This window comes from Pseudomonas sp. (assembly GCF_026224925.1).
GTDB lineage: Bacteria > Pseudomonadota > Gammaproteobacteria > Pseudomonadales > Pseudomonadaceae > Aquipseudomonas.
Genome location: NZ_JAMFRV010000512.1, coordinates 1 through 3,260 on the forward strand (window position 1 = coordinate 1; position 3,260 = coordinate 3,260).

General features: G+C 56.4%; 4 protein-coding genes. 3 read left to right on the forward strand and 1 reads right to left on the reverse strand.

Annotated elements, in window-relative coordinates; all coding sequences use genetic code 11:
- The first annotated feature begins 46 nt into the window (after nucleotides 1-46).
- Nucleotides 47-937, forward strand: coding sequence for a pseudouridine synthase (locus M0974_RS21745; protein WP_297841556.1), 891 nt, complete (start codon nucleotides 47-49; stop codon nucleotides 935-937).
- A gap of 108 nt (nucleotides 938-1,045) precedes the next feature.
- On the opposite strand, the gene M0974_RS21750 is transcribed toward M0974_RS21745, so the two are convergent.
- Entirely contained in the window at nucleotides 1,046-1,270 is a 225-nt protein-coding gene (locus M0974_RS21750; RefSeq protein ID WP_297841548.1) for a YgdI/YgdR family lipoprotein, read from the reverse strand.
- 181 nt (nucleotides 1,271-1,451) lie between these two features.
- On the opposite strand from M0974_RS21750, the gene moaB reads away from it, so the two are divergent.
- On the forward strand, nucleotides 1,452-1,991 hold the full coding sequence (gene moaB, locus M0974_RS21755) for a molybdenum cofactor biosynthesis protein B (RefSeq protein WP_297841551.1): 540 nt from the start codon (nucleotides 1,452-1,454) through the stop codon (nucleotides 1,989-1,991).
- Between the two features lie 6 nt (nucleotides 1,992-1,997).
- The gene (gene glp / locus M0974_RS21760; protein WP_297841554.1) at nucleotides 1,998-3,212 is read left to right on the forward strand and encodes a gephyrin-like molybdotransferase Glp; all 1,215 of its coding nucleotides are present in this window, start codon (nucleotides 1,998-2,000) and stop codon (nucleotides 3,210-3,212) included.
- Nucleotides 3,213-3,260: the final 48 nt, after the last annotated feature.

Consider the following 3,260-nt stretch of genomic DNA (forward strand, 5'->3'; position numbering starts at 1 on the left):
ATGCGCAACCGGCCAATCAAGGCCTGTCACGCTGTTGAGTCAATTCATGTCTGAGTCCGTCTTTTCTCCCTCCCAAAGCCAGGCCAGTACCTTGTACCTTCCCGCCGGGCCGTGGGCTACGGTTCTGGACTGCCTGTGCGCGCATTTTGGGGCGATCAGCCGGGAGCAATGGCTGGACCGAATCGCCCGAGGGCGGGTGCTGGATGCCAATGGTTTGGCCATCACCCCGGCACTGGCTTATAAAGAAGGCTTGCGCGTTCACTATTTTCGCGAAGTGCCGAATGAAACACCGATCCCTGTACTGGAAACAATCTTGTACGCGGACGAGCACTTGGTGGTGGCGGACAAGCCGCACTTTCTTCCGGTGACGCCTGCGGGTGAATACGTCGAGCAAACGTTGCTTCGACGCCTGATACGCCGTCTGGACAACCCGGATCTGGTGCCGTTACACCGCATTGATCGGCACACGGCGGGGCTGGTGTTGTTCTCTGCAAACAAAAGCAGTCGCTCGGCCTACCAGTCGTTGTTCCCGACCCGTCAAATCGACAAGCGTTATGAGGCTATCGCGCGGGCATTGCCTGAGGTTGAGTTTCCCAGGGTGCATAAAAGCCGCCTGGTGGCAGGCGAACCCTTTTTTCGTATGTGCGAAGGTTCAGGTACCAGTAATACTGAGACCCGGATTGAAGTCAGCGAGCGTCAGGGTGACTGGTGGCGTTATGGGTTGTACCCGGTCACGGGCAAAAAACATCAATTGCGCGTGCATATGGCTGCGTTGGGGGCGCCCATCTGCAACGACCCGTTTTATCCGGACGTGATTAAAACTGCTGCGGACAACTTCGACCTGCCATTAAAACTGCTGGCGAAAGGTCTGCGTTTCGTTGATCCGTTGTCTGGTGAGGCTCGGCATTTCGAAAGCGAAATCGAGCTGAAATGGTAAAAATACAGAACGTTTTCACACCGCCGATCCGCAGTGATTTGCGTACTGCCACCACCCGCCCGCGACATAGGTCGCAGGCGGCACTTCAAAACGTGAAAGTGTTAAAACTTACAGCTCTTTAACGGTACGAACCTGATCTTTGTTGACGCGAATTTCTTTGCCATCCAGTTGCTTGAATTCGTAGAAACCGGTGTCTTCATCGAACTTTGGCGTGTCAACAGCCTGGATTTCCCGTCCATCATTCAGGGTTATCACAGTTGGCGAAGCACAGCCGGCAAGGCTGGCCATGCTCAGTGCGAGCAGGAAGGCGGCGGTTAGGGTCCGTTGAGTCATTACAAATCTCCGTCAGGGAATACTTTTGTTTAGAGCTTACGACCTTGAGACGTATACATCACTGGCAAGTTCCCTGAATAGTGCCGCCGTGGGTGATTCACGCCGACAGGTTAACCAAGGGGTCGGGAAAACCACCCTGTGATATAACAGCGGGCTATTTCTCTCTCTTTGGATTGAGCCTATGAAAGCCAAGGCTGATACACCTTTTGTTCCTTTGAATATCGCCGTGTTGACCGTCAGCGATACCCGTACCCGTGAAACGGATACCTCCGGCCAAGTATTCGTCGATCGTCTGACCGAGGCAGGTCATAGCCTGATTGAGCGAGTCTTGCTTAAAGATGACCTGTACAAAATTCGCGCCCAAGTGGCTACCTGGATCGCTGACGACGAAGTGCAAGTCGTATTGATTACCGGCGGCACCGGGTTTACTGGCCGCGACAGCACACCCGAAGCGGTGGGCTGTTTGCTGGACAAGAAAGTCGACGGCTTCGGTGAGATGTTTCGCCAAATTTCCATGGTCGATATTGGTTCCTCTACCGTGCAGTCCCGGGCATTGGCAGGCTTGGCCAACGGCACATTGGTGTGCTGTCTGCCGGGTTCTACCAATGCTTGCCGTACCGGTTGGGACGGTATCCTTGCCGAGCAATTGGATTCACGTCATCGCCCGTGCAATTTCGTCCCTCATCTCAAGCAGGCAGAGCCCTGCGCAACACGTGGGTGACCTGATATGAGCGGTATTGAAGCGCGGCCGATGATACCCGTCGAAGTCGCCATGGTGCGCTTGCTGGAGATGGCTGAAGCCACGCCGATCCTGGAGCGCGAGCGGGTGCTGTTAGCACACGCAGAAGGACGAGTCCTGGCGAATGATTTGGTCGCTACGCTGGATTTACCGCCGTGGCCCAACAGCGCCATGGACGGTTATGCGCTGCGCTTGGCGGACTGGGCCGGCGAGCCGTTGCCAGTTAGTCAGCGCATATTTGCCGGCCAGGCCCCAGAACCACTCACCCCCGGAACCTGCGCGAGAATTTTTACGGGGGCACCGGTTCCGGCTGGCGCTGACTGTGTGGAGATGCAAGAAAACGCTGAAGTCCAGGACGATCAACGGGTTCGCTTTATAGAACCGCTGAAAACCGGGCAAAACATCCGTCCGCAGGGGCAGGAGACCACTGTCGGCGAGCAGGTGTTGGCTGCAGGGACGCGCATGGGGCCGATTGAATTGGGTCTGGCGGCCTCGTTGGGTCTGGCGGAACTGACCGTGGTTCGGCGTGTGCGCGTGGCCGTGTTGTCTACCGGCGATGAATTGATAGAGCCTGGGCTGCCGTTGGGTCCAGGGCAGATCTACAACAGTAACCGGGTCTTGCTGTGCAGTTGGTTACAGCGGCTGGGTTGCGAGGTTGTGGATGCCGGTATCTTGCCGGACGACTTGGAGAAAACCCGACATGCGCTGGGCAGTTTAAGCCACGTTGACTTGATATTGTCGACGGGTGGCGTGTCGGTGGGCGAAGCGGATTTTCTCGGGCATGCACTGCGTGAAGACGGCGAATTGTCGTTGTGGAAACTGGCGATCAAACCTGGCAAACCACTGACCTTTGGCCATTTTAGAGGCGTACCGGTAATCGGCCTGCCGGGCAACCCGGCTTCGACACTGGTGACCTTTGCGCTGCTTGCTCGGCCGTATTTGCTGCGCCGCCAGGGTGTAACGGACGTCGCGCCGATGCAGTTTCCGGTGCCTGCGGGTTTCACTTGGAACAAGCCAGGTGATCGTCGAGAGTATTTACGTGGACGCTTGGAACAGGGCCGGGCGGTGTATTACAGCAATCAAAGTTCGGGCGTATTGCGCAGCGCGGCCTGGGCTGAAGGGCTTATAGAGGTTCGCGAAGGCACCACCGTCGCTGAAGGCGATTGGTTGAACTTCATTCCATTGAGTGAGGTGCTGGGTTAAAGGGGCCGTGTGCCAACCATTCTTTGGGACTGAATTTATTCGGGAAGC